24 protein-coding genes are annotated in these 24835 nt (G+C 73.0%); 12 read left to right on the top strand and 12 right to left on the bottom strand.

From position 1 onward, the window contains the following. Positions 1–110 precede the first annotated feature (110 nt). Positions 111–1577 carry a GMP reductase gene (gene guaB1 / locus M1D56_RS04480; RefSeq protein WP_456284819.1) on the top strand — a complete coding sequence of 489 codons (1467 nt, stop codon included), beginning with the start codon at positions 111–113 and terminating at the stop codon, positions 1575–1577. 22 nt (positions 1578–1599) lie between these two features. Here guaB1 and M1D56_RS04485 read toward each other — a convergent pair whose 3' ends face one another. The 3 genes from M1D56_RS04485 to M1D56_RS04495 form a co-directional block, all read right to left on the bottom strand. Next, on the bottom strand, positions 1600–2661 hold the full coding sequence (locus tag M1D56_RS04485) for a hemolysin family protein (RefSeq protein ID WP_271172291.1): 1062 nt from the start codon (positions 2659–2661) through the stop codon (positions 1600–1602). Beyond that, the gene (locus tag M1D56_RS04490) at positions 2658–3983 is read right to left on the bottom strand and encodes a hemolysin family protein (RefSeq protein ID WP_324012093.1); all 1326 of its coding nucleotides are present in this window, start codon (positions 3981–3983) and stop codon (positions 2658–2660) included. The genes M1D56_RS04485 and M1D56_RS04490 overlap by 4 nt, the downstream gene beginning before the upstream one ends. A 114-nt stretch (positions 3984–4097) precedes the next feature. Continuing rightward, complete coding sequence (locus M1D56_RS04495) at positions 4098–5189, bottom strand: NADH:flavin oxidoreductase/NADH oxidase (protein WP_456284820.1); 1092 nt, start codon at positions 5187–5189, stop codon at positions 4098–4100. A gap of 58 nt (positions 5190–5247) precedes the next feature. Here M1D56_RS04495 and M1D56_RS04500 point away from each other — a divergent pair, with 58 nt between their 5' ends. The 7 genes from M1D56_RS04500 (at position 5248) to cds1 (ending at position 11908) form a co-directional block, all read left to right on the top strand. Continuing rightward, positions 5248–6150 carry an ADP-dependent NAD(P)H-hydrate dehydratase gene (locus tag M1D56_RS04500; RefSeq protein ID WP_282978162.1) on the top strand — a complete coding sequence of 301 codons (903 nt, stop codon included), beginning with the start codon at positions 5248–5250 and terminating at the stop codon, positions 6148–6150. A 613-nt stretch (positions 6151–6763) separates the two neighbouring features. Next, positions 6764–7981 carry a hypothetical protein gene (locus M1D56_RS04505; RefSeq protein ID WP_456284821.1) on the top strand — a complete coding sequence of 406 codons (1218 nt, stop codon included), beginning with the start codon at positions 6764–6766 and terminating at the stop codon, positions 7979–7981. A 23-nt stretch (positions 7982–8004) separates the two neighbouring features. Next, entirely contained in the window at positions 8005–8316 is a 312-nt protein-coding gene (locus M1D56_RS04510; protein WP_271172286.1) for a thiamine-binding protein, read from the top strand. 10 nt (positions 8317–8326) lie between these two features. After that, positions 8327–8956, top strand: coding sequence for a hypothetical protein (locus tag M1D56_RS04515; RefSeq protein WP_456284822.1), 630 nt, complete (start codon positions 8327–8329; stop codon positions 8954–8956). Further along, positions 8953–9489: an RDD family protein gene (locus tag M1D56_RS04520; protein WP_456284823.1), complete on the top strand. Its 537-nt coding sequence runs from the start codon at positions 8953–8955 to the stop codon at positions 9487–9489. The genes M1D56_RS04515 and M1D56_RS04520 overlap by 4 nt, the downstream gene beginning before the upstream one ends. A 70-nt stretch (positions 9490–9559) precedes the next feature. Then, entirely contained in the window at positions 9560–10792 is a 1233-nt protein-coding gene (locus M1D56_RS04525; RefSeq protein WP_456285266.1) for an MFS transporter, read from the top strand. Positions 10793–10840: 48 nt separating this feature from the next. Further along, the gene (gene cds1, locus M1D56_RS04530; RefSeq protein ID WP_421075598.1) at positions 10841–11908 is read left to right on the top strand and encodes an L-cysteine desulfhydrase Cds1; all 1068 of its coding nucleotides are present in this window, start codon (positions 10841–10843) and stop codon (positions 11906–11908) included. A gap of 6 nt (positions 11909–11914) precedes the next feature. Here cds1 and metX read toward each other — a convergent pair whose 3' ends face one another. Then, entirely contained in the window at positions 11915–13120 is a 1206-nt protein-coding gene (gene metX / locus M1D56_RS04535; RefSeq protein WP_456284824.1) for a homoserine O-acetyltransferase MetX, read from the bottom strand. Between the two features lie 106 nt (positions 13121–13226). Continuing rightward, the gene (locus M1D56_RS04540; RefSeq protein ID WP_416383271.1) at positions 13227–14543 is read right to left on the bottom strand and encodes a bifunctional o-acetylhomoserine/o-acetylserine sulfhydrylase; all 1317 of its coding nucleotides are present in this window, start codon (positions 14541–14543) and stop codon (positions 13227–13229) included. Between the two features lie 196 nt (positions 14544–14739). On the opposite strand from M1D56_RS04540, the gene M1D56_RS04545 reads away from it, so the two are divergent. From M1D56_RS04545 to M1D56_RS04560, 4 genes are all read left to right on the top strand, one after another. Beyond that, positions 14740–15522 (top strand): SDR family oxidoreductase, encoded by a 783-nt coding sequence (locus M1D56_RS04545; protein WP_456284825.1) that lies wholly within the window; start codon positions 14740–14742, stop codon positions 15520–15522. A 126-nt stretch (positions 15523–15648) separates the two neighbouring features. Further along, the gene (locus M1D56_RS04550) at positions 15649–16188 is read left to right on the top strand and encodes a phosphoribosyltransferase (RefSeq protein WP_374727724.1); all 540 of its coding nucleotides are present in this window, start codon (positions 15649–15651) and stop codon (positions 16186–16188) included. Positions 16189–16199: 11 nt separating this feature from the next. Next, a complete protein-coding gene (locus M1D56_RS04555) occupies positions 16200–16895 on the top strand; it encodes a uracil-DNA glycosylase (RefSeq protein ID WP_282978261.1) in 696 nt (231 codons plus the stop codon). A 9-nt stretch (positions 16896–16904) separates the two neighbouring features. After that, entirely contained in the window at positions 16905–17531 is a 627-nt protein-coding gene (locus tag M1D56_RS04560) for a GNAT family N-acetyltransferase (RefSeq protein WP_271172281.1), read from the top strand. 6 nt (positions 17532–17537) lie between these two features. Here the strand turns inward: M1D56_RS04560 and M1D56_RS04565 are convergent, their stop codons facing one another. From M1D56_RS04565 to M1D56_RS04595, 7 genes are all read right to left on the bottom strand, one after another. Beyond that, complete coding sequence (locus M1D56_RS04565; RefSeq protein ID WP_456284826.1) at positions 17538–18563, bottom strand: alcohol dehydrogenase catalytic domain-containing protein; 1026 nt, start codon at positions 18561–18563, stop codon at positions 17538–17540. Between the two features lie 153 nt (positions 18564–18716). After that, positions 18717–19517, bottom strand: a complete 801-nt coding sequence (locus M1D56_RS04570; RefSeq protein ID WP_282978154.1) for an ATP-binding cassette domain-containing protein — start codon at positions 19515–19517, stop codon at positions 18717–18719. Beyond that, complete coding sequence (locus tag M1D56_RS04575) at positions 19510–20346, bottom strand: ABC transporter ATP-binding protein (RefSeq protein ID WP_456284827.1); 837 nt, start codon at positions 20344–20346, stop codon at positions 19510–19512. The genes M1D56_RS04570 and M1D56_RS04575 overlap by 8 nt, the downstream gene beginning before the upstream one ends. After that, positions 20343–21221, bottom strand: a complete 879-nt coding sequence (locus tag M1D56_RS04580) for an ABC transporter permease (protein ID WP_456284828.1) — start codon at positions 21219–21221, stop codon at positions 20343–20345. Before M1D56_RS04580 ends, M1D56_RS04575 begins: the two co-directional genes overlap by 4 nt. Next, positions 21218–22168 carry an ABC transporter permease gene (locus M1D56_RS04585; protein ID WP_271172276.1) on the bottom strand — a complete coding sequence of 317 codons (951 nt, stop codon included), beginning with the start codon at positions 22166–22168 and terminating at the stop codon, positions 21218–21220. The genes M1D56_RS04580 and M1D56_RS04585 overlap by 4 nt, the downstream gene beginning before the upstream one ends. 13 nt (positions 22169–22181) lie before the next feature. Continuing rightward, positions 22182–23699 carry an ABC transporter substrate-binding protein gene (locus M1D56_RS04590; protein WP_456284829.1) on the bottom strand — a complete coding sequence of 506 codons (1518 nt, stop codon included), beginning with the start codon at positions 23697–23699 and terminating at the stop codon, positions 22182–22184. Further along, complete coding sequence (locus M1D56_RS04595; protein WP_456284830.1) at positions 23696–24643, bottom strand: alpha/beta fold hydrolase; 948 nt, start codon at positions 24641–24643, stop codon at positions 23696–23698. Before M1D56_RS04595 ends, M1D56_RS04590 begins: the two co-directional genes overlap by 4 nt. Between the last annotated feature and the right edge of the window lie 192 nt (positions 24644–24835).

Below are 24835 nucleotides of genomic sequence, written 5' to 3' on the forward strand. Positions count from 1 at the left end.
CATCCAGCCTAGCCCACTCGCCGCGCGGAACGCCCTGAGGCGACGCGCTCTGATGGCACGCACAGTCGCGCGCCGCCGCGTTCCGACAGGGCGGCGCTACCGTGGGCGACATGGAATTCATCGGCGAGCCCCCGACGGTCGATCTCACCTACTCGGACGTCTTCCTCGCGCCGCGCAGATCGGCGATCACGAGCCGCCTCCAGGTCGACCTCGCGCCGGGTGACGGCACGACCGCGACCATCCCGCTCGTGTCGAGCAACATGAACTCCGTGACGGGCCCGCGGCTCGCGGCGGCCCTCGCGCGCCGCGGCGGGCTCGGCGTGCTCCCGCAGGACATGCCCCTTCAGGCCCTCGATGCGGCCATCCGCTGGGTGAAGCGGCAGCCGGTGCACTGGGACACGCCGCTCATCCTCGCGCCGGAGACGACGGTCGAGGAGGCGCGTCGCGTGCTGCCGCCGCTCGAGGGGCACGGCATCGTCGTCGGTCGCGGCGAGGGAGCGGATGGCGAGCTCCCGCACGTGTCCGACATCCGCAACATGCTGCCGGCGTCTCGGCTCGCGACCGCGCTTCCCGACGCCGCGCTCGGCGACCTCGTGCGCGGCCCCGTGCCGTCGATCGACGCCGACGACGTCACCGACGCACGGCATGCGTTCGACCTGCTCGTGGACGCCGATGTCGAGATGATGACGGTCGTGCGCAAGGGCCGGCTCGTGGGCACCGCGACGCGCCGCAGCGCCCTCCGGTCGACGCTCTACCGCCCCGCGGTCGACGCCGGCGGCCGCCTCGTCGTCGCCGCGGCGATCGGCATCAACGGCGACGTCGAGGCGAAGGCCCGGGCGCTCGCGGCGGCGGGCGTCGACGTGCTCGTGGTCGACACCGCGCACGGGCATCAGGAGGGGATGCTGCGCGCGCTCGGCGTCGTCGCGGGCCTGGGCCTCGGCATCCCGGTCGTGGCCGGCAACATCGTCACGGCCGACGGCGTCCGCGACCTCGTGTCGGCCGGCGCGTCGATCCTCAAGGTCGGCGTGGGCCCCGGCGCGATGTGCACGACCCGCATGATGACCGCCGTCGGGCGGCCCCAGTTCTCGGCCGTGCTCGAGACGGCCGAGGCCGCGCGCGACCTCGGCGCGCACGTGTGGGCGGATGGCGGCGTCCGCTACCCGCGCGACGTCGCGCTCGCGCTCGCGGCGGGCGCCGCGAGCGTCATGATCGGCTCGTGGTTCGCCGGCACCATCGAGGCGCCGGGCTCGCTGCAGACGGACGCCGACGGCCGCATCTTCAAGGAGTCGTGGGGGATGGCCTCGACGAAGGCCGTGCAGGAGCGCTTCGGCCGACTCGACGCCTACGAGCGTGCACGCAAGGAGCTGTTCGCCGAGGGGATCTCGTCGTCGCGCATCTACCTCGACCCGCTCCGCCCGAGCGTCGAGGACCTCGTCGACATGATCACCTCGGGCGTGCGCTCGTCGTTCACGTATGCGGGCGCCGCGACCGTGGCGGAGTTCCACGACCGCGCCCGCGTCGGCCTGCAGTCTGCGGCGGGCTACGAGGAGGGGAAGGCGCTCCCCGTCAGCTGGTGACGGGGAGCGCCGGGGCGTCGCGTCAGCGCCGGCGGGAGCGCTCGGTCGCGTCGTGGACCTCGCCCACGAGCTCCTCGATGATGTCCTCGAGGAAGAGCACGGCTGTCGTCGTGCCCTCGGCGTCGCGCACCCGGGCCAGGTGGCGCCCGGCGCGGCGCATGATCGCCAGCGCGTCCTCGAGGTCGGTCGTCTCCTGCACCGGCACCATCGCGTGGATCCGCTTGGGCGGGATGGGGCGCGCGGCCTTCTCATCCGGATCGTCGCCGTTCGCGGCGCGGAGGATGTCCTTGAGGTGGACGTATCCGACCGGATCGCCGGCGTCGTCGACGATCACGTACCGCGAGTAGCCGTGCTTCGCCACCGCGCGCTCGACCTCGTCGGGCGTGACCTGCTCGGGAAGCGTCACGATCCGCGCGAGCGGCACCGCGACATCCTTCGCCTTCTTGTCGGTGAACTCCACCGCGGCCGCGACCGTGCCGGCGGTGTCGTCGAGGACGCCCTCGCGGCGCGACTGCGCGACGATCGTGGCGACCTCGTCGAGGGTGAAGGTCGATGCGGCCTCGTTCTTCGGCTCGACGCCGAAGAGGCGCAGCACCGCGTTCGCGAGCCAGTTCAGGGCCCAGATCACGGGGTGGAAGACCTTCGACACCCACACGAGCGGCGGCGCGAGCAGGAGCACGGCGCGGTCGGGAACCGAGAACGCGATGTTCTTGGCGACCATCTCGCCGAACACGACGTGCAGGTAGGAGACGAACACGAGCGCGATCACGAACGCGATCGTGTCGACGGCCGCCTCGGCCATCCCGGTGAGCCCGAGCGGCACCGCGAGGAGGTGGTGCAGCGCCGGCTCCGAGACGTTCAGGATGAGCAGCGAGCAGATCGTGATGCCCAGCTGCGAGGTCGCGAGCATGAGCGTCGCGTGCTCCATCGCGAACAGCGCGGTGCGCGCCGCGCGCGAGCCCTTCTCGGCGAGCGGCTCGATCTGCGAGCGCCGCGCCGAGATGACGGCGAACTCGGCGCCGACGAAGAAGGCGTTCGCGAGCAGCAGCACCACGAGCCATGCCAGTCCGGCCCAGTCGCTCATCGCCGGCCCTCCTCGTCCTCAGCGCCCTCGGGGAGCGGGTCGGGGGTGAAGCGCACGCGGTCGACGCGGCGCCCGTCCATCCGCTCCACGGTGAGTGTGCCGTCGTCGACGCGCACGGCGTCTCCGACGACGGGCACGCGCTCGAGCACGCTCATGATGAATCCGCCGACCGTGTCGTACGCGTCGTCCTCCGGCACCTCGACGGCCGCGCGGTCGCGCAGCTCGTCGGGGCGGAGCTGACCGGGGAAGGTCACCGAGTCGCGGTGGCGCACGACCCCCGCGGGGCGGCGGTCGTGCTCGTCGGACACCTCGCCGACGATCTCCTCGACGAGGTCCTCGAGGGTCACGACGCCCGCCGTGCCGCCGTACTCGTCGACGACGACGGCCATCTGGTAGCCGCCGACCCGGAGCTCGGCGATGAGGGCGTCGAGGTGCACGGTCTCGGGAACGCGCAGCGGCTCGTTCGCGAGGGCGGCCGCCGGCACGTCGCCTCGCCGCTCGCGCGGAACGCTGACCGCGGCCTTGAGGTGCACGATGCCGACGATGTCGTCCATCGACTCGTCGTACACGGGGAACCGGCTGTGCCCGGTCTGCCGCGCGAGCTGGATCACCTCGTCGGCGGAGTCGCCGGCCGCGACCGCGTGGACGCGCGGCCGCGGCGTCATGACGTCGCCCGCGCTGAGTCGCGCGAACGTGAGGCTCCGGTCGAGCAGGGTCGCGGTGTCCTCCTCGAGGACGCCCGCGAGAGCGGAGCGCCGCACGAGGCTCGAGAGCTCCTCGGCCGAGCGGGCGCCCGAGAGCTCCTCCTTGGGCTCGATGCCCATCGCCCGCAGCACGGCGTTGGCGCTGCCGTTCAGCAGGGCGATCACGGGCCGGAACACGGCGGTGAACGCGATCTGGAACGGCGCGACCACCTTGGCCGTGGCCAGCGGCAGCGCGAGCGCGAAGTTCTTCGGCACGAGCTCGCCCAGGATCATCGAGAGGATGGTCGCGACGGCCATCGCCACGACGGTCGCGATGGGCGCGACCGCCGGCTCGGCGACCCCCCAGCCGAGGAGGACCGGCCGCAGCAGGTTCGAGAACGCGGGCTCGAGCGTGTAGCCCGTGAGCAGGGTCGTCAGCGTGATGCCGAGCTGGGCGCTCGACAGGTGCGTCGACGTGTGCCGCAGCGCGCGGATCGTGAGCGACAGGCGGCTCTCGCCGCGCGACTGGCGCGCCTCGAGCTCGGCGCGGTCGAGGTTCACGAGCGCGAACTCGCTCGCGACGAACAGACCGGTTCCGATCGTCAGGATGAGCCCCACGCCCAGGAAGACGTAATCCATCATTCGTCACCTCCGAGGGGCTCGGAGGGCGGGCAGTGGGGCGATCGTCTGTAACTCGGAGGGTCGTCCATCGTGCCGCTCATGATACGGCACGCCTCTGGACGCGCGTCTCGCTCAGCGTCGTGCCGCCACGCGCTCGCGGTGCGCGCGCAGGTACTGCGGCGGCCACAGCGCGTCGGCCGGCTCGCCGAGCTCGGCCGCCGCACGGAGGGCGAAGTGCGGATCCCGCAGGAACTCGCGGCCCGCGAAGACGGCGTCGGCTGCGCCTTCGGCGAGCACCTCCTCGGCCTGCTCTCCCGACGTGATGATCCCCACGGCCGCCGTGGGGAGGCCCGTGAGCTCGCGGATGCGCGCGGCGTGCGGAACCTGGTAGCCCGGTCCCGGCTCGATGCGCTGGTGGCGCACGAGACCCCCGGTGGAGATGTCGAAGAGGTCGGCGCCGGCCTCGTGCGCCCAGGTCGCCGCGGTCGCGACGACCTCGACCTCGAGCCCGCCCGGGGCCCAGTCCGTCGCGGAGAAGCGCACGAAGACGGGCACGCCGTCGCCCACCTCGGCGCGCACGGCGCGGACGACCTCGAGCAGGAGCCGTGCCCGGCCCTCCGGCGAGCCGCCCCATCCGTCGGTGCGCTGATTCGACAGCGGCGAGAGGAACTCGTGCAGGAGGTAGCCGTGCGCCGCGTGCACCTCGACGACGTCGAAGCCGGCATCGAGGGCGCGCCGGGCGGCGGCGCGGAAGTCCGAGATCACCTGCGCGATGCCCGCCTCGTCGAGCTCCTGCGGGACCGCGTAGCCGTCGAACGCGACCGGAGACGGGGCGACCGTGGGCCATCCGCCCTCCTCGATCGGAACGCTGCCCTCTGCGTCGGCGAACGGCCACCAGGTCGAGCCCTTGCGACCCGCGTGCGCGAGCTGCACGGCCGCGAGCGCGCCCCGCGCGTGGATCGCGGCGACGACCTCGGCCCACGCGTCGCGCTGGGCGTCGTTCCAGATGCCCGCGTCGCGCGGCGAGATCCGGCCCTCGGGCGAGACGGCCGCCGCCTCGCTCATGACCAGACCCGCGCCTCCCGATGCGAACTGCGCGAGGTGCACGTGGTGCCAGTCGTTCACGACGCCGTCCTCGGCGCTGTACATGCACATCGGCGACACCCACAGGCGGTTGCGGAACGTCGTCTCGCGGACGGTCAGGGGGCTGAACAGCTGGCTCACAGTGCTCCGATCCGGCGGCGCTCGTCGGCGCCGCGCACAGCGCGAGTAGGGTGGCGGCATGCCGGGAGGACACGCATGGCACTCGGATGAGTGGACCGCCCAGGACGCGGTCCGCGTCCTGCGAGTGCCAACCGCAGACGACCACAAGTATTCCCGAGGCGTCGTCGCCCTGCGCACGGGGTCGCTCGCGTACCCGGGCGCGGCGGTGCTCTCGACGGAGGGCGCGTGGCGCGCGGGCGTCGGGATGGTCCGGTGGGACGGCCCCGAGGACGTCGCGGGTCTCGTCCTGCAGCGCCGACCCGAGACCGTGCTCGGCGCGGGGCGCGCCGACGCCTGGGTCATCGGCTCCGGTGTGGACGCGCGCGGACGCGGCGAGGATGAGACGCGGCTGCTGCGCGGCATCCTGCGCGACCGGCCGCTGCCCGTCGTCGTCGACGCGGGGGCGCTCGACCTCGCCGCGGAGGCCACGGGCCCGCTCATCGTGACGCCGCACGAGGGGGAGCTGCGCGAGGTGCGCATTCCGCTCGGCTTCGGCATCGACGACGTCGAGGAGGATCCGCTCGCCCCGCGCCTGAGCGGCCCGTTCCGAGAGCGCGTGCTCGTCGTCCGCGAGACCGCGGTCGCGCTCGGCGGCGTCGTGCTCCTCAAGGGCGCCGCGACGATCGTGGCGACGCCCGGAGGATGGTGGACGGTCGTCCGCTCCGGCACGCCCTGGCTCGCGTCGGCGGGCACGGGCGACGTCCTGGCCGGAGCGGCGGGCGCTCTGCTCGCGGGAGCAGCGGCGGCCGCCCGCGTCGCGGGGCGCGAGCTCGACGTCGAGGAGCTCGGCCCGATCGCCGCGACCGCGGCATGGCTCCATGGGACCGCTGGCCGCATCGCCTCCGGCCGCGGCCATCCGATCGCCGCGATCGACGTGGCCGAGGCGCTTCCGGCCGCCTTCGCCGCCGCGCTCGCCGCCTGAGTCGGCGCGGGCGTGTTCGGGGGCGGTTCGGGCTGATGCGGGGGCTGGGGCGGGGCGGCCGCCGGGGTGGCGGCCGGGCGGCGGCCGGGGCGGGGCGGGCGCCGGGGTGGCGGCCGGGCGGCGACCGGGCGGAGCCGGCATGTCTCACCAGGGTGGGGATAGGGATGCCGAAAGGGTGTCTTTTCGAGACATGCGGTCGGGGTGCGCCCAGGGCCCGACGTGGCATGTCTCACCGGTGCAGGGATTGGCACGCCGAAAGGGTGTCTTTTCGAGACATGCGGTCGGGCCCGGGCCGGCATGTCTCACCCGGGTAGGGATTGGCGCGCCGAAAGGGTGCCTTTTCGAGACATGCGGCCGGGCCCGGGTCGGCATGTCTCACCCGGTTAGGGATTGGCACGCCGCAACGGTGCCTTTTCGAGACATGCGGCCGGGCCCGGGTCGGCATGTCTCACCCGGGTGGGGATTGGCACGCCGAAAGGGTGTCTTTTCGAGACATGCGGTCGGGCCCGGGTCGGCATGTCTCACCCGGGTAGGGATTGGCGCGCCGAAACCGTGCCCTTTCGAGACATGCACGGGGGCGGATGGCCGGAGGGGCGGTCCGTAGGATGGGGGCGTGCCGAGGCGGATGCTGCTGTGGATCGCTTTCACGCTCGTGCACGTCTGGGTCGCGGCGGCCGGGTGGTGGATGCCCAACCAGCCGATGGGCGACGTCCACCTCGTGTACGAGCCGTGGTCGGCGCGCGCCCTCGCGGGCGACGGCATCGTCGGCGTCACCGAGGCGTGGGTCTACCCGCAGCTGGCCCTCGCGCCGATGCTGCTCGCACACGCGCTCGCCGGGATCGGCGGATACGACCTCGCGTGGGCGATCCTCGTCACGTTGTGCGACGCGGTCGCCTTCTGGCTCCTCGTCGGAGACGGACGATCACGCGGTCGCCGCACGGCCGCGTGGTTCTGGCTCGGCTTCGCGCTCCTCCTCGGGCCGGTCGGGATGTTCCGGCTCGACGCGATCACGGTGCCGATCGCGATCGTCGGGCTGCTCCTCCTCGCGACGCGGCCGACCGTCGCCTCCGCCCTCCTCACGGCCGCCGCCTGGATCAAGGTGTGGCCGGCTGCGCTCGTGGCCACGGCCGTGGTCGCGATGCGCCGCCGAGGGGCCGTGCTCGTCGGTGCTGCCGTCGCCTCCGCCCTCGTCGTCGCGGTCGTCGTGGTGAGCGGGGGAGCGGCCCACCTGCTCGGATTCGTCACGATGCAGACGGGGCGCGGCCTCCAGCTCGAGGCGCCCGTGAGCACGTTCTACCTCTGGGGCGCCGCGCTGCACATCCCGGACTGGTGGATCTTCTACGACCGCGACATCCTCACTTTCCAGGTGACGGGACCGCAGGTCGATGCCGTCATCGCCGCGATGACCCCGCTGCTCGGTGCCGCGGTCGCCGCGATCGCGGTGCTCGGCGTCGTCCAGGCGCGCCGGGGCGCCGCGTACCGCTCGCTCGTGCCGCCGCTCGCGCTGGCCCTCGTTCTCGCGTTCATGGTGTTCAACAAGGTCGGCTCCCCTCAGTTCCACGACTGGCTCATCGCGCCGATCGCGCTGTGGCTCGTCGTCGATCGGCGACGTGCTCGGGGGCCGGCTCTCCTCGCGCTGGGCTGCGCGCTCCTCACCCAGCTCGTGTACCCCCTCCTCTACATGGGGGTCATGCTCGCCGAGCCGTTCGCCGTGTCGGTCCTGACGGCGCGCAACGCACTGCTCGTCGTCCTCCTCGTCTGGGCGGTCGCGCGCGTGGCGCGCGTGCCCGTCCGCGTCCGTTCGCGCGCCGTCGCGCTCGCGGAGTCCTGACCGTCCTTCGAAAGGGGAATCCCATGCTCGTCGCCTTCTCCGTCGCTCCCTCGGGAGACGGCAGCGCCGACGGCTCCGTGCACGACGCGGTCGCCGCGGCCGTCAAGGTCGTCCGCGAATCGGGCCTCGCGCACCGCACGACGTCGATGTTCACCGAGATCGAGGGCGAGACCTGGGACGAGGTGATGGATGTCGTGCGCCGCGCGACCGAGGCCGTCATGCCGTTCGGCTCCCGCGTCTCCCTCGTGCTGAAGGCCGACATCCGCCCGGGCTACCACGGCGAGATCGACGGCAAGATCGAGCGCCTCGAGCGCGCGATCGGAGACCTGGACTGAGGCGCGGTCGATGACGGCAGGCGCCGCGTCGCCGGCGCTCGCGGGAGCGCTGGAGCGCCTCCGCGTGCACGGGCGCGTGGTGCTCACGGGGTGCGAGTCGGATCCCGTGCTCCGCTGGCTACGGCGCCGCCGGATCCTGGTGGGCGTCGCGCTCGGCGTCGCCGCGCTCGGCGCCCTCGGCGTCGTGGCGGGTCTCCTGCTGCGCGACGACGGCCTGTGGGCGCTCATGCCGGTGGGCGCCTTCGCCGTGTTCTGGGGCGCCATGGTCGGCGGTCTCCTGATGATCAGCACGCGGCTCATGGGCGATCGGCTGCGATCGGAGCGACAGCCCGTCGTCGTCGAGGCGGCTGGAATCACGCTCCGCGGCATCGGTCCGGTCCCGTGGTCCGATGTCGATGCGCCCGAGCGACGCCGGATCCCCGTGAAGGGCGACATCGGCGGGATCTGCGCCGTGATGCCGCTGACTGCGCAGGGGCGTGCGCGCGTGAGCAGGCAGCCGGCGTGGTGGCGGCTCCGAGTGGGTCCGCGGCCCTACCTGCGCACCGACGTCCCCTGCCTGCTCCTGCCCGGCATCGAGGGGCTCACGGAGGACGAGGCCCTGCAGCTGCTCAGCACCGCGCACGAGAGGTACGCCCGGTGACGCGCTCTCCGTCGGACGGGGCCCTCGACCGCGTGCGCGCGCAGGTCGCGCCGTCGCTCGGGGAGGAGCCCGCGCTTCGACTGCGCACCTTCCAGGACGGCGGGCTCTACATCGACGCCCAGTGGGGCCGCGCGTTCCTCGCCTGGCTGATCGACGTCGCGCTCGTGGTCGGGTGCGCCGTGTCCGCGGGGGTCGCGGCCTCCACCACGCCGGGGCCGAACGCCGCCGAGGGCGCTGTCGGCGTCATCGTCATCCTGCTGGTGGTGCTGCCGCTCCTCTACGGCTGGTTCTTCCAGGACGGGCGCGCGCTGGGCGGACTGCTCACGGGGACGCGTCTCGTCAGGATCGCGGATGGCTCGCGCATCGGATTCTGGAAGGCCGGATGGGCGATGCTCATCCGCACGCTGTTCGTGCCGGTCCTCGTCTGGTCGATGCTGCAGCTGGCGGACGCGAGCTTCTCCACGGTCCGGACGAGCATCGACGATGTCGCCACCCGGAGACTGCGGGACGCCGGCTTCCTCCGTCTCGGGTGAGAGCGGCGCCGCGCACGGCCCGTAGACTCTCCTGGTGACCACCTCGACCACCACGTCGAGGGGTGCGGCGATGTGGGCGCTCCTCTCGCTCGCCATCGGCGCCTTCGGCATCGGCATGACCGAGTTCGTCTCGATGGGGCTTCTGCCGCGCATCGCCGGCGACCTCCTCCCGGCCGTCCACGCCGCGAGCCCCGAGGACGCCGTCGCGCAGGCGGGCGTGCTGATCAGCCTCTACGCGCTCGGCGTCGTCATCGGAGCGCCGACGATCGCGGCGTTCGTGTCGCGGTTCCCGCGTCACCGCGTGCTCATCGCCCTCGCCCTCGCGCTCCTCGTCTTCAACGCGCTCACCGTCATCATGCCGACGTTCGAGCTCGTCGGCCTCTCGCGCTTCCTGTCGGGTCTGCCGCACGGCGCCTACTTCGGCATGGCCGCCGTCGTCGCGGCCGACCTGTTCGGCCCCGAGAAGCGCGGCCGCGCGATCTCGATCGTCATGAGCGGCCTCATGATCGCCAACGTGGTCGGCGTGCCCGGCGGCACGCTCCTCGGTCAGCAGCTCGGATGGCGCGCCGCCTACGTCGTCGTCGGGGCGGTCTTCCTGCTCGCCCTGCTCATGATCGCCTTCTTCGTGCCCGCGCAGCCCGGTGACGCGGGTCGCACGGTCCGCCACGAGCTCGGCATCTTCCGCATCCCCCAGGTCTGGCTCACGGTCGCGATCGGGTCGATCGGCTTCGGCGCGTTCTTCGCGGTGTACAGCTACGTCGCGACCCTCGTGACCGAGGTCGCCGGGGCAGCGGAGTGGGTCGTGTCGATCGCGCTCGTCGCCATCGGGCTCGGCATGACGATCGGCAACCTGCTCGGCGGCCTGCTCGCCGACATCAGCGTGCGCCGCACCCTCGTCTACGGTCTGCTCGCGCTCGCCGGCGCGTCGGCCCTCGTCGGCGTCGTCGCCCACCTCACCGTCGCGCTCGTCATCGGCCTGTTCGTCTTCGCGACCGTCTCCGCCACCGCCACGCCGACCGTGCAGCTGCGCCTGCTCGATGTCGCGCGCGATCACCAGGCGATCGGCGCCGCCCTCAACCACTCGGCGCTCAACGTCGGCAACAGCCTCGGAGCGGCGCTCGGCGGCGCCGTGATCGCCGCCGGATGGGGGTACGTCGCCCCGGTGTGGGTCGGCGTCGTCCTCTCGCTCGTCGGGATGGCGATCGCGCTCGTCGCCTTCGCGGCCGAGCGGCGCTCCGACGCGCGGATGCTCGCATCCTTCTCCTCGGAGGACACGGGCACCTCGCCCATCCCCACGGTTTGAGCCCGGGCCATCCGCTCGCGGCGCAGGACGCCGCGTAGGGTCGAAGGCGTGACCGACCGATGCACCTGGGTGCGCGACGCCATCCGCCTGCTCGAGGCCGATGCGAACCGCAGCGCCGACACGCACCTGCACGTCTTCCCGCTTCCGTCGGAGTGGGGCATCGACCTGTACCTCAAGGACGAGTCCGTGCACCCGACCGGCTCGCTCAAGCACCGTCTCGCGCGATCGCTCATCCTCTACGGGCTCGTGAACGGGCGCATCGACGAGGGGACGACGCTCGTCGAGGCGTCGAGCGGATCGACCGCCGTGTCGGAGGCGTACTTCGCGCGCATGCTCGGGCTCGACTTCGTGACGGTCGTGCCGCGGGCGACGAGCCCCGAGAAGATCGAGCTCATCGAGTTCTACGGAGGGCGCTGCCACTTCGTCGACGTCCCCGGCGACATGTACGCCGAGGCGGAGCGCCTCGCGGCGGAGAGCGGCGGGTACTACCTCGACCAGTTCACGTACGCCGAGCGCGCGACCGACTGGCGCGGCAACAACAACATCGCCGAGAGCGTGTTCGAGCAGCTCGCCGCCGAGCGCTATCCCGTCCCCGCGTGGATCGTCGTGGGCGCGGGAACCGGCGGCACGAGCGCGACGTTCGGCCGCTATGTGCGCTACCGCCGCCATCCGACCCGGATCGCGGTCGTCGACCCGGAGAACTCCGCGTATTACGGCGGATGGCGCACCGGGCGCTCCGACCACACGACGGGCATGCCGAGCCGCATCGAGGGCATCGGGCGCCCGCGCGTCGAGCCGTCGTTCGTCCCCGGAGTGATCGACGAGGTGCTCCCGATCCCCGACGCGGCGTCGCTCGCGGCCATCCGCCTCCTCAGGGAGCGCACGCTGCACTGGGCGGGCGGCTCGACCGGCACCAACCTCGTCGGCGCGTTCCAGATCATCGCGCGGATGATCGCGGCGGGGGAGCGGGGCAGCGTCGTCACCCTCATCTGCGACGGCGGCGCGCGCTACGCCCACACGTACCACGACGACGCGTGGGTCGCCGCGCAGGGGCACGACCTCGCGCCGCACCGCGAGCGGATGGACCGCTTCCTCGCGACCGGCGTCTGGGACTGACCCGCGCTACGCCGCGAACAGGCGGCCGAGGTGGTGGGCGACGGCCTCGGTCTCGATGAGGAACCCGTCGTGGCCGAAGTCGCTGTGCAGCACCACCGACTCCTGCCCGTCGAGCGTGTTCGGGATGCTCCGCGCGATGCGGTGCTGCCCGTCGACGGGGAAGAGCCGGTCGCTGTCGATCCCCAGCACGAGCGTCGTCGCGGTGACCTCCGACAGGGCCTCCTCGACCCCGCCGCGGCCGCGGCCGACGTCGTGCGAGTCCATCGCCTCCACGAGCCGGATGTACGTGTTCGCGTCGAAGCGGCGCGTGAACTTGTTGCCGTGGAAGTCGAGGTACGACTCCACCGCGAAGCGGCCGCCGAAGCCGAGGGGGCTGACGTCGGACTGCCACGACCGCTGGAACCGCTGATTGAGCTCGGTGGGGCTGCGGTAGTTCAGCAGGGCCATCCGACGGGCGAGCGCGAGACCGCGGTGCGGCCCCTCACCGGGTGCCGCGTCGTAGTAGTCGCCGCCCGCGAATCGGGGATCGATCTCGATCGCCTCGAGCTGAACGGAGTTCAGGGCGATCTGGTCGGCCGTGTTGATCGGGGGCGAGGAGAGGATGGCCAGCCGCTCGACGCGGTCGGGCAGCCCGACGGCCCATTCGAGCGCGTGCATGCCGCCCATCGAGCCGCCGATCACGGCGGCCCAGCGGTCGATGCCCAGGGCGTCGGCGAGTCGGACCTGCGCGGCGACCTGGTCGCGGATGGTGAGATACGGGAAGCGCGAGCCCCAGGCCTCGCCGTCGGGATGGATGCTCGCCGGCCCGGTCGAGCCCTGACATCCGCCGAGGACGTTCGGGGCGATGACGAACCACCGGTCGGTGTCGATCGCGAGACCCGGCCCGACGAGCGCGTCCCACCATCCCGCGGTCGGATGCCCGGGGCCGGCGGGGCCGCGGACATGGCTGTCGCCGGTCAGCGCGTGCAGGATGAGCACCGCGTTGTCGCGGGCGGGGCTCAGGTCGCCCCACGTCTCGTACGCGAGGCGGAACCCTGGCAGCTCCGCACCGCTCTCGGTCGTGAGCGGTCCGAACGCGGCGAACCGGCGATCCCCCACGGGATCGCCGTCGAGCCACGCTCCCGTCGCGGGCGGACGGCCGGCCATCGAGCGGGCGTCGGCCTCCGTGACGGGAGCAGACGGCACCGTGTCCTCGGAGATCTGCCAGTCCATCCGTCCATTCTCCCGTGCTCTGCGGGGCGCCCCCGCCACTGTTACGCGTCGCCGGATACGGCGGATGCCCCGGGCGCGCGCCCGGGGCATCCATCGTGTTCGCGGGTCAGGCCCGAGCGGCCGCCGCCGTCTCGCGGGCCGCGACGAGCGCCTGCTCGAGGTCGGCCTTGAGGTCGTCGACGTTCTCGAGGCCGATCGACAGGCGCACGAGTCCCGGCGTCACACCGCTCGTGAGCTGCTGCTCGGGGGTGAGCTGCGAGTGCGTCGTCGATGCGGGGTGGATGACGAGCGAGCGCACGTCGCCGATGTTGGCGAGGTGGCTGAACAGGCCGAGCGAGTTGACGAACGCGCGGCCCGCGTCGACTCCGCCCTTGAGCTCGAACGACAGCACGGCGCCGACGCCCTTCGGCGCGTAGCGGTTCGCGTTCGCGTACCAGGGCGACGACGGGAGACCCGCGTAGTTGACCGTCGCGACGTCGGGGTGGTTCTCGAGCCACTCCGCGATCTCCTGGGCGTTCTGCACGTGGCGCTCGATGCGCAGCGACAGCGTCTCGATGCCCTGGATGAGCTGCCACGCGCTCTGCGGGGCGATCGCCGAGCCGAGGTCGCGCAGCAGCTGCACGCGCGCCTTGATGATGTACGCGAGCTCGTCGCCCACGGCGGTCGTGTAGCTCGCGCCGTGGTACGACGGGTCGGGCTCGGTGAGACCCGGGAACCTCTCGACGTTCTGCGACCATGCGAAGCGGCCGCCGTCGACGATCGCACCGCCGAGGACCGTGCCGTGCCCGCCGAGGAACTTCGTCGCGGAGTGCACGACGATGTCGGCGCCGTGCTCGAACGGGCGGATGAGGTACGGCGTCGCGATCGTGTTGTCCACGATGAGCGGCACGCCGTTCTCGTGGGCGATGTCGGCGACCGTGCGGATGTCGAGGACGTTGATGGCGGGGTTGCCGATCGTCTCCGCGAAGAACAGCTTCGTGTTCGGGCGGACCGCTGCACGCCACTGCTCGGGGTCGTCCTGGTTCTCGACGAAGGTGACCTCGATGCCCAGCTTGCCGAGCGTGTACTTGAAGAGGTTGTAGGTGCCGCCGTAGATCGAGCTCGAGGACACGATGTGGTCGCCGGCCTGCGCGATGTTGAGCACGGCGAAGGTCTCGGCGGCCTGGCCGCTCGCCACGAGGAGCGCGCCCGTGCCGCCCTCGAGCGCCGCGATGCGCTGCTCGACGACATCCTGCGTCGGGTTCTGCAGGCGCGTGTAGATGTTGCCGAACTCGGCGAGCGCGAAGAGGTTCTTCGCGTGGTCCGCGTCGCGGAACACGTACGAGGTCGTGTTGTAGATCGGCGTCGCGCGGGCCCCGGTCACGGGGTCGGGCTGCGCGCCGGCGTGGATCTGCGTGGTCTCGAAGCGCCAGTTCTCGCTCATGCGTGTCTCCTGCTCGAAGGATGGTCGTGGGATCTGCTCGGGGATGCCCGCCTTCGGGCATGACTGCGACAGTACGGAACCCGCGGTGCCCGGGCAACGCACGGGACACGCGGCGTCATATCGCGCGTCGCATGCCGTCACGGCTCGTCACAGGCCGTCACGGTGCGCCCTCGGTCGGGGACGGCATACTGGACGGATGGCGAACAGGCGTGCGGTCGTGACGGGAGCGAGCTCGGGGATCGGCGCGGCGACGGTGCGCCTGCTGCGCTCGCGCGGATGGGACGTCACGGGCGTCGCCCGGCGGGCCGAGCGCCTCGAGGCGCTCGCCGCGGAGACGGGCGCCGACGTGTTCGCCGCCGACCTCACCCGGCAGGCCGACGTCGACGCCCTGGCCGCGCATCTCGCCGCGAGCGGCGGCGTGCACGCGCTCGCGCACGTCGCGGGCGGCGCGCGCGGCACCGACCGCGTCGAGGACGGCGACGCCGACGAGTGGACGTGGATGTTCGAGGCGAACGTCCTGTCCGCGCAGCGGCTCGTGCGGGCTCTCCTGCCGCAGCTGCGCGACGCGGTGCGCGGGGGAGCGGGCCACGCCGACCTGCTCTTCGTCACGTCGACGGCTGCTCAGCGCGCATATCCCGGCGGCGCCGGCTACAACGCCGCGAAGGCCGGGGAGTCGATGATCGTCGACGCCCTCCGGCTCGAGCTCAACGGCGAGCCGCTGCGCGTGATCGAGATCGCGCCGGGGATGGTGCGCACCGAGGAGTTCTCGCTCACGCGCCTCGGCGGCGACCGGGAGGCGGCGGAGGCCGTGTACGCGGGCGTCGACAGCCCGCTCTCCGCCGAGGACGTGGCCGACGTGATCGCGTACGCCCTCGAGGCGCCCGGGCATGTGAACCTCGACCTCGTGACCGTGCGGCCCGTGGCACAGGCGGCCGCCCATCTCCTGCACCGCGGCCCTCTCGCCGTCCGCGAGAGCTGATCCGCACCATCCGCATGTCTCGTTTTCCCTGGATTTCCGGCCCGGATGGCGGCGGCTTTCGAGACATGCAGGATGGGTCTGACTTGCATGTCTCGTTTTCCCTGGCTTTCCGGCCCGGAAGGCGCGATGACTGAGACACGATCGAAAGGAACGCCCGTGACCGACACTCCGACCGAGCGCGAAGTCCTCACCTGGGACGGCTTCGGCGCCGCGACGCGCGACCTCGCTCGCACGATCCTCGACAGCGGCTTCGAGCCCGAGGTCGTCGTCGCGATCGCGCGCGGCGGACTCCTCCCCGCCGGCGCCATCGCCTACGGTCTCGGCGCGAAGAACTGCGGCGCCATCAACGTTGAGTTCTACACGGGCATCGGGACCGTCCTCGACGCGCCGGAGGTGCTCCCGCCGGCCCTCGACATGGAGTACCTCGACGGGCGCCGCGTGCTCCTCGTCGACGACGTCGCCGACTCGGGGCGCACGCTCGCGCTCGCCGTCCAGCTGCTCTCCGACAAGGGCGCCGACGTGCGGTCGGTCACGATCTTCACGAAGCCGTCGACGATCATCCAGCCCGACTACGCGTGGAAGGACACCGACCTCTGGATCGACTTCCCCTGGTCGGCCAGGGGCACCGTGCGCGAGGAGGACCTCGGCCTCGCCCCGACCGCGTGAGGGCGCTCGACATGGCAGGGCGCTCCCTTCCCGAGCTCGCCGAGGCGGGCCTCATCGACGCCGGCTGGGCGCACGCGCTCGCACCCGTGGCCGCCGACATCGCCGCGCTCGGCGACCGGCTGCGCGCCGAGGTCGCGGCCGGGCGGCCGTATCTGCCCGCGGGGGACCGCGTGCTGCGGGCGTTCCAGCGCCCGCTCGCCGACGTCCGCGTGCTCATCGTCGGGCAGGACCCGTACCCGACCCCGGGCCATCCGATCGGCCTGTCGTTCGCGGTCGAGCGACACGTCCGGCCCATCCCGCGCAGCCTGCAGAACATCTATCGCGAGCTGCAGAGCGACCTCGGCGTCGCGCCCGCGCCCCACGGCGACCTCTCGGCGTGGAGCGACCAGGGCGTCATGCTCCTCAACCGCGTGCTCACGGTGAGCCCCGGTGCGCCCGCGTCGCACCGCGGATGGGGGTGGGAGCGGGTGACCGAGACCGCGATCCGCGCCCTCGCAGAGCGCGGCGGGCCGCTCGTGGCGATCCTGTGGGGGCGTGACGCCGCGAACCTCAAGCCGCTGCTGGGCGGCGTGCCGTCGATCGAGTCGCCCCACCCCTCGCCGCTCTCGGCGAGCCGCGGCTTCTTCGGATCGCGGCCGTTCTCACGCGCGAACGCGCTGCTCGCGCAGCAGGGCGCCGGCCCTGTCGACTGGACGATCCCCGCGTAGGCTGGACGCATGCTCGAGGAGGAATACCAGAAGCGCCGACGCCTGCCGCTGCACCTGCAGCGTCGGCCCGCCCCCGAGCGCCCGTTCTCGTACGAGATCCGCCCCGCCGAGATGCGCGACATCGAGGACATCCGCGAGATCTACAACTACTACGTGACGAACTCGGTCGTGACCTTCGACGAGAAGAAGTGGACGCATCGGCAGTGGAAGGAGAAGTTCCTCCACCTGCAGAAGCTCGACCTCCCCTTCCTCGTCGCCGTCGCGCCGACCGGGCAGGTGCTGGGCTACGCGCTCGTGTCGCCGTGGTCGGGCAAGTCGTCGTACCGGTACACGGTCGAGAACTCGATCTACCTCGGGCACGCCGCGACGGGCAAGGGCCTCGGCACCGCGCTCCTCGCCGCCCTCATCGAGGCGTGCGAGGAGAAGGGGCTCCGTCAGATCGTCGCGGTGATCAGCGACAAGGGCGCCGAGGGGTCGCTCGCGCTGCACGAGCGCTTCGGCTTCGAGGAGGTCGGGCGGATGGGCAAGGTCGGCTTCAAGTTCGACCGCTGGCTCGGCACGGTGTACCTCCAGAAGTCGCTCACGCCGAAGCGGAAGCGCGGCGTGCTCTCGCGGGTCTTCGGCTCGGACGACTGACCGTCGTCAGGGCGCGATCGCGGTCCGCGGCGCGACGCTCGCGGGCTGCGCGAGGAGGAGCGCCAGGTGCTCGAGGCCCATCGCGGGCGCGACGAGCCGCTCCCACGGGTACCGCGTGCGCGTGGACGCGAGGAACGCGACCGCCTCGCGCAGGTGGCGGGGCTCGGAGCCGAGCACGCCGGTGATCGCGAGCCCGCGGCGGACGACGCGGTCCAGGTCGACAGGGACCGCGGCGGATGTCGCGGCTGCGCGCGCGAGGACGAGCCGGCCGCCGATCGCGAGCGCCGCGAGCGCGCCCGAGGCCGCCTCGGCCGCTCCCGAGAGCTCCCACGCGAGATCCGCCTCGCCCGGGCGATCCCGCGGCGCCACGACCGCCGTCGCCCCGAAGGCGAGCGCGAGCGAGCGGCGCGACGCGTCGGTATCGAGGACGACCACCTCGGACGCCCCGCTCTCGCGGGCGACCGCCGTCGCCGTGAGGCCGAGCATCCCCGCACCGCAGACGAGGACGCGCAGGCCCGTGAGGTCGCCCGACGCCTCGCGCACGGCCATCGCGGTCGCCGTGGCGCCGCCCGCGGGCGCCGCGACGGCATCGCACAGCTCGTCCGGCACCCGCTCCACGGTCGCTCCGGACGGGAGGAGGATGTGCCGGGCGTAGGCGCCCGAGAGCGGCCACGGGCCGTCGATGGGCTCGCGCCCGATCTCGCGCAGCTTGCGGCAGCGCGCGACCCGTCCGTGTCGGCAGCGGTCGCACATCCCGCATCCGACGGATGGGGCCCAGACGACCCGATCGCCCTCGGTCGCCGGTGCGCCGACTCCCGCGGCGACGACGCGTCCGACCGCCTCGTGGCCGAGCACGGCAGCGGGTGCGCGGTGCGCGTCCGATGCGGTGCGGCGGTCGTCGCCGCTGACGGTCGCGAGGTCGATCTCGACGACGAGCTCGCCGGGCCGCGGCGCGGGCACCGGCAGCTCCTCGATCCGGATGCCGTCGGCGCCCCGCCACACGGCGGCGAGGGTCGTGGGCGCGGCGCTCACAGCGTCGCCGCGGCGGTCGTCGCGGGGCTGCGGTGCGGTCCGGCTGCGGCGCGCTCGATCGACATGGGGCGAGCCTGACGCGCGCGCGTGAACGGACGGCAAACGGATGGCGACCGCCCCGTGCCGCGCGCGCGTGCGGATGCCCCTGCCGCGTCAGGCGCGCGGCTGGTCGATCGTCGGGATGGCCGCGAGCAGCCGCCGCGTGTAGTCCTCGCGCGGAAAGAGGAGCACCTGCGGGGTCGGGCCGTGCTCGACGACGCGGCCGTCCTTCATGACGACGACCGTGTCGCAGAGGTTCTGCACGACGCCGATGTCGTGCGAGACGAGCACGAGGGTCATCCGCTCGCGGGCGCGCAGGTCGGCGAGGAGCGCGAGGATCTGCGCCCGCACCGTGACGTCGAGCGCCGACAGCGGCTCGTCGCCCACGAGCGTCTCCGGGCGGTGGACGATCGCCCTGGCCAGGGCGATGCGCTGACGCTGGCCTCCGGAGAACTCGTGCGGGTAGCGGTCGGCCATGTCGGGCTCGAGGCCGACCTGCGCGAGCACCTCGCGGACGCGCGCCGCGCGGTCTCCCGGGATGCCGAGCGCCCACAGCGGCTCCTCGACGATGCGCGCGACGGTCATGCGGGGGTCGAGCGAGGCGTACGGGTCCTGGAAGACGATGCCCGTCGCGCGCCGCAGCCCGTGCAGCGCCCGCGCCGGAGCGCGGGCGTCGACCGGCCGGCCGTCGTACTCCACGGTGCCCGCCGTCGGGACGTCGAGCCCGAGCAGGAGGCGCACGAGCGTGGATTTGCCCGACCCGGACTCGCCGATGATCCCGACGGCCTCGCCGCGGCGGATGTCGAGGTCGGTCGGGTGCAGCGCGACGGTCTCGCGCCGCCGCTCGAAGAGCGTCGTGCGCGGATGGAGGTGCCGCCGCTCGAGCGCGCGCGCTCGCAGGAGGATGTCAGCCATGGCCATCCGCCCCCTTCGCCGAGCCGTCATCTCGCGGGGCGTTCTCCGCGCCCGCGGGTCGCCAGAGCGTCGCGGTCGCGTCGCGCAGGAGTCCCTGCGTGACGGGGTGCTGCGGCGCGGTGAGCAGCCGGGACACGGGCGCATCCTCGACGACGCGGCCGTCCTCGAGCACGACGCCGTGGGTCGCGACCTGCGACAGCACCGCGAGATCGTGCGTGATGAACACGAGCGACATCCCGTCGTCCGCGACGAGCGACAGGAGCAGGCGCAGCACCTCGGCCTGGATCGTGACGTCGAGGGCCGTCGTGGGCTCGTCGGCGATGAGCAGCCGCGGGCGGCATGCGAGCGCCATGGCGAGCGCGACCCGCTGGCGCTGCCCGCCCGAGAGCTGATGCGGGTAGCGGGCGACGATGCGCTCGGGGTCGGGCAGCGCGACGCGACGGGCCTCGGCGACGGCGATCTCCGCGGCCTCGCGCCGGGAGACGTCGCGGTGGATGCGCACGGCCTCCGAGATCTGGCGCCCCACGGTGCGGATCGGGTTGAGCGCGGTCTGCGGCTCCTGGAAGACCATGCCGATCTCGTCGCCCCGCAGCCGCGCCATCTCGCGGTCGGGGATGCCGAGGATCTCGGCGCCCTGCCAGCGGACGCTGCCGCTCGCGGTGGCGGCCGCGGGCAGGAGGCCCAGGATCGCGAGCGCCGTGAGCGACTTGCCCGATCCGGACTCGCCGATGAGCCCGAGCCGCGCGCCGTCGGGCACGGCGAACGAGACGTCGTCGACGACTCGGTGACCGTCGATCTCGATCGTGAGACCCGAGACCTCGAGGCTCATGCGACCACCACCGGCTGATGCGCCTGCGGCTTGGCCTCGCCGCGGCGCAGGGTCGGGTCGGTCGCCTCGCGCAGGGCGTCGCCGAGGAGGTTCAGCGCGAGCACGGTGACCGTGATCGCGAGTCCCGGCCACAGCACCGAGAGCGGGTGCAGCGAGATGTAGCGCTGCATGTCGCCGAGGAGCAGGCCCCAGCTCGGCTCGGTGAGCGGGGCGCCGAAGCCGAGGTACGACAGCCCCGCCTCCGCCAGCACGGCAGCCGCCATCGACCACGACAGCTGCACGATGAACACCGGCAGCACGTTCGGGAGGAGGTGGCGCGTGAGCGTCTGCACGGTCGTGAGCCCCGACGCGCGCGCCGCGAGCACGAAGTCGCTGCGCTGCACGCGGCGCAGCTCGGCGCGGGCGACCCGCGCGATGTTCACGCCGAAACCGATGCCGACCGACCACACGACGATCCACAGCGACGCACCCCACACGGCCGACAGCATCATGGCGATGAGGAGCACGGGGAAGGCGATGAGGATGTCGACGAGCACCGCCACGGCCTCGCGCACGGGCCGCGCGGTGAGGGCGCCGAGCGCGGCGAGCAGCACGCCGACGGCCGTCGCCACCGCGCCCGCGCCCGCCGCGACGAGCACGGTCGTGCGCGCGCCGACCATGAGCAGGCTGAGGATGTCGCGCCCGTTCGCGTCGCCGCCGAGGAGGTGCGGCCATCCGGGGCCCGTCCAGCGCGCCGCGAGGTCGACCGTGCGCGGATCGAACGGGGTCCAGAGCAGCGACACGAGGGCGACGATGCCGATCACGGCGACCGCGACGAGGCCGAATCGCCCCGTCCCCGTGCGCCACAGGCGCGAGAGCACGCGCGCGGGTGTCATGCGGCCTCCCTCTGCCGGGGGTCGATCACACGGTGCACGATGTCGACCGCGAACCCGATCGCGAGCACGAAGCCCGTGAGGACGAGCAGCTCGCCCTGCACCTTCACGAGGTCGCGCGCGCCGACATCCGCCACGAGCATCCGCCCGATGCCGGGGAGGTTGAACACCTGCTCGATGACGACAGCGCCGACGACGATGCCGGCGATCTGCAGGCCGAGCACCGTGATGATCGACAGGCCGACCGACGGCAGGCCGTGCCGGACGAGCGCCTGGGTGCGCGTGAGCCCCTTCGCCGCCGCCGTGCGCACGTGATCCTCGCCGAGCGCCTGCAGCGTCGCGCTGCGCACGAAGCGGAGGAGGAGCGCACCCTCGACGACGCCCACCGTGAGGGCGGGCAGCGTGAGCGCCCGCAGCGCGGCGGCCGGGTCGGACCAGCCCGCGCGCGGGAATCCCTGCGCGGGCAGCCAGCCCAGCGTGATCGCGAAGACGACGACGAGCATCATCCCGGCCCAGACGACGGGAACCGCGGCGAGCAGCTGCGCGACGACGCTGATCGAGGTGCCGACGGGGCGCCCGCGGCGGATAGCCGACAGGACGCCGAACGGGACGGCGATCGCGAGGGCGATGGCGAGCGAGAGCACGCCGAGCGGCACCGTCACCTGCGCCTTCGACGCGAGCTCGTCGGCGACCGGGGTGCCGGTCAGGAGCGACCGGCCCAGGTCGCCGCGCAGGATCCCGCCGATCCAGTCGGCGTACTGCACGAGGACGGGCCGGTCGAGGCCGAGGCGCTCGCGGATCGCCGCCACCTGGCCGGGGCTGCCCTCGGTGCCCGCGACGAGCTGCGCCACGTCGCCCGGCAGCACGCGCAGCGTCGCGAAGACGAGCGCGCTCGCGACGAGCAGCCCGAGCGCCAGCAGCGCGAGCCTCGTCAGCGTGTACCGGAGCACCGGCGGAGGGACCTCAGTCGGCCAGCGTCACGGACGCGAGGTCGAGGCGGGAGTTGATCGAGTCGACGGGGAAGCCCGCGACGCCCGGCCCCACCGCGACGATCGTCTCGCCCGTGTAGAGCCAGTCGGCGGCGTGGTCCTCGGCGACGATCCGCGCGGCCTGCGCGAGCAGATCGGCGGACTCGTCCGGATCGATCGCGGCGATCGCCTGCGCGTAGAGCTCCTGGACCTCGGCGCTGTCGTAGTGGAAGTAGTAGTCGGGGTTCGCCCACGCTCCGAAGTCGCGCGGCTCGACGTGGTTCACGAAGCTCAGCTGGTAGTCGCCGTTCGTGTAGACGTCCTGCAGCCACGTCGAGAACTCGACGGGGTTCACGGTCAGCTCGACCCCGACGTCGTGGAACGCCGAGACGAGGAACGTCGACGCCGTCGTGCCGTAGAACGCGGGGATCGTGAGCTCGAGCTCGAGATCCTCCTGACCGGCCTCCGCGAGGAGCTGCCGTGCGCGGTCGGGGTCGAAGGGCGCCACGTCGGACAGGTCCTCGTAGCCCGGGTCGAGCTCGGGGATCGGGCCGTACTGGGTCACGCCGGCGCCCACGGCCTCGACGAGGGCGTCGTGGTCGATCGCGAGGCGCAGGGCCTCCCGCACGCGCGCGTCGTCGAGCGGCGCCTCGGCGCTGTTGAACGCGAGCACGTACTTGTCCGTGGTCCGACCGGTCGTGAGCGTGAAGCCGTTCGCGCCGTCGAGCTGCGGCGCGAGCTGGGGGTCGACGGCCGTGAGCACGTCGAGCGAGCCGTCGAGCGCCGCGTTCACGCCCGCGGTGAAGTCCGGGATGTAGCTCGCGACGACCTCGGCCACGCCCGCGGCCTCGCCCCAGTACTCGTCGAAGCGCTCCAGCACGATGCTCTCGCCCTGGTTCCACTCCGCGAGGGTGAACGGGCCCGTGCCGTTCGCGTCGCTCTGGAGGTCGGTCTCGTCGCCCTCGTCGAACACGAGGCCGGCGGGGCCCGTGAGCGTGAAGAGGAGGTTCTGGTTCGGCTCCGTCAGCTCGACGACGACGGTGCGGTCGTCGGGAGCGGTCACGGCCTTGACGTTCGCGAGGTCGTCGTGGCCGACGACGGACTCGTCGGAGACGACCTCCTCGAGCGACGCGGCGGCATCCTGCGCGGTGAGCTCGCCGCCGTCGTGGAAGACGACCCCCTCCTCGAGCGTGAAGGTGTAGACGAGGCCGTCCTCCGACATCTCCCAGGAGCTCGCGAGCGCGGGCACGATCTCGTTCTCCTGCGTGCGGGTCACGAGGCCCTCGTACACGTTGTCGACGAGGATCTGCTCGAGCGCGGCGCCCGAGGTGCGGCGGATGTCGAGATTCGTCGGCTCGAGGACGAGGCCCACGCGCAGACTCGCGTCGGGGTTGGGCTCGCCCGCGGGAGCGTCGGAGGGCGACGTCTGCCCGCCGCCGGCGCAGCCGGCGAGGAGCACGGCGGGCACGAGGAGCGCTGCGGCGGACGCCGGGCGCGCGAGGATGCGGATCATGCTGTCTGCCGTCCTTCCGGTGCGGCGCCCGCCGAGGCGGCGAGACGCACGATGAGGGATGCGAGGTCGGCGAAGGCGACCTCCTGCACGTTGTGAGGGGCGTCGAGCGCGACGACGTCGGCGCCCGTGCGCCGGGCGAACTCGTCGGCGTCACCTGACGTGACGAACCCGGTGGTGCCGCGCACGAGGGCGATCGGGGCGGTCACGCCGGCGAGATCCTCCCACCCGCTCTCGGGCGCAGCGGCGGGGGAGGGCGTCCCCGAGGACATGAGCTGGGCGAAGTGGTGGCGCCACTCCACCCGGCCGTCCTCGCGCACGCGGGAGTTGAGGAGGACGCCCCGCTCGGCCTGCGCGCGCGAGCCGCCGAGGCCGAACGCGAGCGCGCGCTCGACGAGCTCGTCGCGAGACGCGAAGACCGTCTCCTCGTAGAAGCGGCGGAGCATCGCCGGCCCGGCCGAGGTGTCGACGCCCGGCGTGATGTCGACGATGGCGAGGCGCGCGATGAGGTCGGGCCGTCGCGACGCCACGGCGGCCGCAGTGAGCCCGCCGAGAGACTGCCCGACGAGGACGACGGGAGCGTCCGCCCACGCCTCGATGCCGCGCACGACGTCGTCGGCGTTCGTGCGGGCGCGGTAGTCCGCGTCGGCACGCCATGACGAGTGCCCGTGGCCGGGAAGGTCGATCGCGAGCGCGGGGAGGTCGAGCGCGATCACGGTCTGGTCCCACGTGTGGGCGTTGAGGCCGGCCCCGTGGAGGAGCACGATCCTCGGGCGTCCCTCGCCGTACGCGAGAGCGCTGAGAGCGCGTCCGTCGGGAAGGAGGAGACGCTCGCGTCGGTCGATCGGGGCGGGGCGCCCCTGAGCGGCGGCCTGCTCCGGCAGGAACGAGAACTCGTCGAACGCGTCGTCGGCGGGGGATGCCGCGTTCGCGGGGGCGATGCTCACAGGACTCCTCGATGGGGACGCCGAGCGGGACGCACGGGAGGGCTCCCGACGCCTCCATTCTGGCGAGGTCGAGGCCCGCCCGGGAAATCGCGGATCGAACTGCTCGTCGCGCAGCGGCAGATCTGAGCATAAGGTACGGAGCGGGTGGGTGGCGCTGCGCGATCTGTCGCCGAGCTGGGTCCGCCTCCGCGC

It is taken from the genome of Microbacterium sp. JZ101 (assembly GCF_053903175.1).

Bases quoted from the DNA above. Each gene is read 5' to 3' on its own strand.
- M1D56_RS04550 (WP_374727724.1), top strand. From the start codon at position 15,649: ATGACTGAGACACGATCGAAAGGAACGCCCGTGACCGACACTCCGACC.
- M1D56_RS04540 (WP_416383271.1), bottom strand. From the start codon at position 14,543: ATGAGCGAGAACTGGCGCTTCGAGACCACGCAGATCCACGCCGGCGCG.
- M1D56_RS04510 (WP_271172286.1), top strand. From the start codon at position 8,005: ATGCTCGTCGCCTTCTCCGTCGCTCCCTCGGGAGACGGCAGCGCCGAC.
- metX (WP_456284824.1), bottom strand. From the start codon at position 13,120: ATGGACTGGCAGATCTCCGAGGACACGGTGCCGTCTGCTCCCGTCACG.
- M1D56_RS04580 (WP_456284828.1), bottom strand. From the start codon at position 21,221: ATGACACCCGCGCGCGTGCTCTCGCGCCTGTGGCGCACGGGGACGGGG.
- M1D56_RS04525 (WP_456285266.1), top strand. From the start codon at position 9,560: ATGTGGGCGCTCCTCTCGCTCGCCATCGGCGCCTTCGGCATCGGCATG.
- M1D56_RS04590 (WP_456284829.1), bottom strand. From the start codon at position 23,699: ATGATCCGCATCCTCGCGCGCCCGGCGTCCGCCGCAGCGCTCCTCGTG.
- M1D56_RS04570 (WP_282978154.1), bottom strand. From the start codon at position 19,517: ATGGCTGACATCCTCCTGCGAGCGCGCGCGCTCGAGCGGCGGCACCTC.
- guaB1 (WP_456284819.1), top strand. From the start codon at position 111: ATGGAATTCATCGGCGAGCCCCCGACGGTCGATCTCACCTACTCGGAC.
- M1D56_RS04515 (WP_456284822.1), top strand. From the start codon at position 8,327: ATGACGGCAGGCGCCGCGTCGCCGGCGCTCGCGGGAGCGCTGGAGCGC.
- M1D56_RS04485 (WP_271172291.1), bottom strand. From the start codon at position 2,661: ATGAGCGACTGGGCCGGACTGGCATGGCTCGTGGTGCTGCTGCTCGCG.
- M1D56_RS04490 (WP_324012093.1), bottom strand. From the start codon at position 3,983: ATGGATTACGTCTTCCTGGGCGTGGGGCTCATCCTGACGATCGGAACC.
- M1D56_RS04560 (WP_271172281.1), top strand. From the start codon at position 16,905: ATGCTCGAGGAGGAATACCAGAAGCGCCGACGCCTGCCGCTGCACCTG.
- M1D56_RS04575 (WP_456284827.1), bottom strand. From the start codon at position 20,346: ATGAGCCTCGAGGTCTCGGGTCTCACGATCGAGATCGACGGTCACCGA.
- M1D56_RS04500 (WP_282978162.1), top strand. From the start codon at position 5,248: ATGCCGGGAGGACACGCATGGCACTCGGATGAGTGGACCGCCCAGGAC.
- M1D56_RS04545 (WP_456284825.1), top strand. From the start codon at position 14,740: ATGGCGAACAGGCGTGCGGTCGTGACGGGAGCGAGCTCGGGGATCGGC.
- M1D56_RS04555 (WP_282978261.1), top strand. From the start codon at position 16,200: ATGGCAGGGCGCTCCCTTCCCGAGCTCGCCGAGGCGGGCCTCATCGAC.